The organism is Geminicoccus flavidas, assembly GCF_009806515.1.
Classification (GTDB): domain Bacteria; phylum Pseudomonadota; class Alphaproteobacteria; order Geminicoccales; family Geminicoccaceae; genus Geminicoccus; species Geminicoccus flavidus.
Window position 1 is genome coordinate 1 of record NZ_WUJP01000994.1, and the last position, 4,225, is coordinate 4,225.

At 70.5% G+C, this 4,225-nt stretch carries 2 protein-coding genes and 1 pseudogene; 2 read left to right on the forward strand and 1 reads right to left on the reverse strand.

Features of this window, described 5'->3' with window-relative positions; translation table 11 throughout:
- Together EQG76_RS28235 and EQG76_RS28240 are read left to right on the forward strand one after the other, a co-directional pair.
- Window positions 1-1,529 (forward strand): FlgK family flagellar hook-associated protein (locus EQG76_RS28235; protein WP_159718430.1); only part of this gene is annotated, 1,529 nt, incomplete at its 5' end.
- 14 nt (window positions 1,530-1,543) lie between these two features.
- Window positions 1,544-2,443, forward strand: a complete 900-nt coding sequence (locus EQG76_RS28240; protein WP_159718432.1) for a flagellin — start codon at window positions 1,544-1,546, stop codon at window positions 2,441-2,443.
- 798 nt (window positions 2,444-3,241) lie between these two features.
- Here the strand turns inward: EQG76_RS28240 and EQG76_RS28245 are convergent.
- Window positions 3,242-4,065, reverse strand: a pseudogene (locus EQG76_RS28245) (IS5 family transposase); the annotation flags it as partial.
- Window positions 4,066-4,225: the final 160 nt, after the last annotated feature.

Here is a 4,225-nt window from a genome sequence, read left to right on the forward strand (position 1 = left end):
TCCTGACCTCGCTGGACTCACTGGCCGCTTCACCCCACCAGGTCGCCGCCCGCAGCGAGGTCCTGGGCCGGATCGAGGCGACGCTCTCGACTCTGACGGCCGACCTCGCGGCCGTCGAGACGATCCGCTCGAACGTGGACCACCAGATCGGCCAGGTGGTCGGCTCGATCAACACCGACATAGCCGAGCTCGCCGCGATCAACCAGCAGTTCAGCCGCGGCAACGGCTCGGTCGATCTCGAGGATCGCCGCGACCGGGTGCTGGCCCGGCTGGCCGGCCAGATCGACATCCAGGTCGGTTGGCAGGACGACGGCCAGGTCGACGTCACCACCCGCAACGGTACGGTGCTGCTCGACGGTGAGCCCCGGCAGGTCGTGTACGAGCCGGCCTCCTCGACCGGGTCCGGCTCGCCGTTCGGCCGGATCGCGGTCTATGCCGCAAAGGACATCGACCGGGCGACCGGACTGCCGGTGACCGGCGCCCGTTCGGACGAGCTGGTGAGCGCTGGCACCCGCGCCGCCCTGACGCCGGAGCTGACAGCGGCCGGCGCCCTGCCGGTCGTCTCGAACTTGCGCGGCGGCAGCCTGCAGGGCCTGATCGAGGCGCGCGACCGGGTGCTGCCGGATCTGGCCGACCAGTTGGCCGAGCTGGCGCTGGCGGTCCGCCATCGCCTGAACGCCGCGCACAACGACGCCGCCGCCAGCCCGCCGCCAGCCACGCTCTCTGGCACCCGCGTGGGCTTGGCGCCTACGGACGCATTTGCCGGCTCGGGCACCGCCACGATCGCGCTGGTCGACCGCAGCTCGGGCACCACCGCCTTGGCCTTCCAGCTCGACCTGGCGGGCTTCGCCTCGGTGGACGACGTGCTGACGGCGGTGAATGCGGCATCGGGCGGGGCGATCAGCGCCACCCTGGACGGCCAGGGTCAGCTCATGCTCGCGAGCAGCAATCCGGCGCTCGGCATCGCGATCAGCGAAGGCGACAGCGCCATCGCCGCCAGCGATTCCGCCGGCCATGGCTGGAGCTTCGGCTTCTCCCATTATTTCGGCTTGAACGACCTGATCGTCGATGCACCGGGCGGCAGCGTGGGCAGGATCCGGCCGGACGCCGCCGCCGACGGCTTCGCCCTGGCCACCGCCACGCTGGATGCCGCGGCAGGCCCGCCGCTCGTAGCCAGCCTCGGCGGCAAGGGCGACGGAACCGGCGCTGCCAGGCTCGCCGCGGCCTTGCGCGAGCCGGGCAGCGTGATCGCCCGCGGCGGGCTGCCGGCCTATGCCGTATCGGTGACCGGCTATGCCGCCGACATCACCAGCCTGGCCGCGGCCGCGGCGGCGGAGGCGCAGCGCGTCGCAACCGGCGACCAGGCGCTCGCCACCGACCTCGCGACTCGGCAGGGCAGCCTGAGCGGGGTGAACCTCGACGAGGAGATGTCCCGCCTGATCCTCTACCAGCAGGCCTACAGCGTTTCCGCCCGCATCATCTCGATCACCGACGACCTGTTCGGCGAGCTCCTGCGGATCGCCGGCTGAAGGAGCCATTCGACATGATCGAACGCATCGGCGACTTCGCCCACCAGACTAGGCTCGCCGACATGATGGGCGCCACCCGCGCGCGTGTCCGCAGCCTGGAGATTGACGTCGTCACCGGCAAGAGTGCCCGCAGCTTCGCCGAGATCCCGCAGGACACGGGACTCCTGCTGCGCACCCGCGAGCAGCTGGCCGGCGGCAGGAGCTTCATCGCCCAGAACGAGCGCCTCACCAACGAGATCCAGGTGATGGACGGCGCTCTGGGCAGCATCGTCTCGACGGCGGAGCGGCTGCGCACCCTGCTGGTCCAGCGCCTGAACGACCCGACCGGCCAGGAGATGCCGCTCGACATCGAGGCCGCGGCGATGCTGGAGGAGGTCGCGGCCAACCTGAACACCACCTCGGACGGGCGCTATCTGTTTGCCGGCACCGCCACCGACCTCAAGCCGGTGACGCTGCCGCCCGCCCCACTCACCACCGCCGACCCCACTCTATACTATGCCGGCGACGAGCGGTCCCGCACCGTCTGGCTCGATCGGGACGTGGCGATCGGCCTGCCCGCGCGGGCCGACGACCCGGCCTTCGCGCAACTGATCGCCGCCCTCGGCACCGCCGTCGCCGCCCATGGCTCGGGCGACCGGGCGCAGCTCGAGAGCGCCTTGACCCGGGCCGAGCAGGCGCTCACCGGTGTGGTGGAGCTGCGCAGCCGGGTCGGCGCGGTGGCCAGCCGGGTCGCGGACGTCACCGAGCACCAGCGCGACACGGTGCTCTATCTGGACGAGACCCGCGCCGCGATCGAGGACACCGACATCGCCGCGGCCATGACCGGAATGGCGCAGGACAAGGTCGCGATCGAGGCATCCTATCTCCTGGTCAGCCAGATCAGCAGCCTGTCGCTGGTCGACTATCTGCGCTGAGCCCACTACCTGAACTCGACGCATCGCCATGAGCACCGGCCGGCACTCAGCAACCACCGCCGGCATGGCTGCACCCCGGCCCTGCGAGACTCTACGCTACACCGCCCGCGACGGCACCGCCAACCCGACCTGCCCGCTGGAAGGCTCCGCTCCGGGATGCAGCGCCGGCGATAGCACCGGCCGAAGACGCCATCGGTTTCGGTGGCGCGGACGGCGACGCGGCGGCCGACAAAGGCCTTGGAGCAGTTGATGGACCGACCCTGGGAGACGATCCAGCCGCCGGCATGAACGGTGCGGACGGGCATGCCCGGCTCGCACGCCGGCGGGTGGATCAGCGTGGGCATAGGCAGCGAGCCCGGCACGTAGCGGCTGGCCGGAGTGGCCATGGCCAGTGCCTCGTACTGGCCATGGCCGTTGCAGATCTAGCGCCGAGTGCCGAACGCCGCCTGCGCCTGGTCACGATGGGTGAACGCGACCATGGGGGAGTCCCAGGAGCGTGCGGTGGAACCGTGCCTTCCCGGGTCAAGCCCGACGGCCGGCTCATTTCTCGTGTCTGCGGGCGAAAGGGCTGACCGTAGACTACCCTCACCTCCAGGTCGAGCAGCCACACCGTGAAGAGCGTGTTCCCGCCCGTGCTGCCGGCAGCACCCCGGGGCCAAGCCCCCTGCTGATGGCCATGACGGTCGGTGAGCAGACGATCGGATAGGCCGTGCTGCCAGAACACCAGCCGCGCCTGGGCCGCCGGCGGCCGGTGCAAGCAATCCAGAGCGTGTTACGGACCAAGTCGAACAGCGCGACTGCCTTGCTGAGCATGAGGATGACGAAGGCGACAAAGTGCAGGCCTGCCAGGGTCTGCGGTAGTCGCTCGCAATCGCGGGCCAGCCGACGAAAGCGGGCGGCCCAGGCGAAGGAGCGCTCGGCTTCCCATCACCAGCCAGCAGGCCGATGATCCGCTTCCCGCCGGGACGGCGGTCAGCAGACCGCCGGGGGGCGCCGGGGCAGCAGCACGAAGCCACGTCTGGCCTCAGGCAAGCGCACGACCTGCAGAACAATTCCATGCTCTTGGGCGGCTTGGGCCGGCTCGGCGCCTGTGTAGCCCTGGTCGACGTAAGCAAGTTCGACGTTCTGACCAGTGGTCTCCTGTACGGCCGGGGAGAGGTGAGCTACTTGCGCCCGGTCGCCTTCTGTTGCGGGCGTGACGTGCAGCGCCAGCAAGTGACCGAGCGTGTCCACCGCCGCATGTACCTTGGAAGCCCTTGCGCCGCTTGGCTCCATCATGGCCCGCCTGTGCCCCGCTCAGGGCTCTGGAGCGTGCGTGCGTCCAACACGAGCGCACGTGGCTCGGGGGCACGGCCCTGAACCGAGCGCAACGCGGCGCGCAGATCGTGCACCATGACCTCGTACACGCCCGCCATCATCCAGCGCCGGGCTTGGTCGTAGACCGCGTGCCCGGGCGGGAAGTCGCCTGGCAGTAGACGCCGGGGCGCGCCGGCCCGCATCAGCCAGCGCAGCGCGTCGAATACCGCCCGCAGGTCGTGCCGGCGCTGGCCAGCATCCTCGGGTAGAAGCGTGAGACAGGGCGCGACGAGCGCCCACTCTTCTTCCGTACGGTCGGTCGGGTAGCGGTAAAGTCGGACGCGTCCGTCATGCCCCCGATCTGGCCATCCACTCGGTCCGTAGCACCCTCTAGGAAGGACGCTACTTCCCGGATTACGGGAGCGCGCTATCTGCACGAACGAACCCGAGAGCCCCCCGCCGGCCTGCTGTTACGGGTGCCGGCGG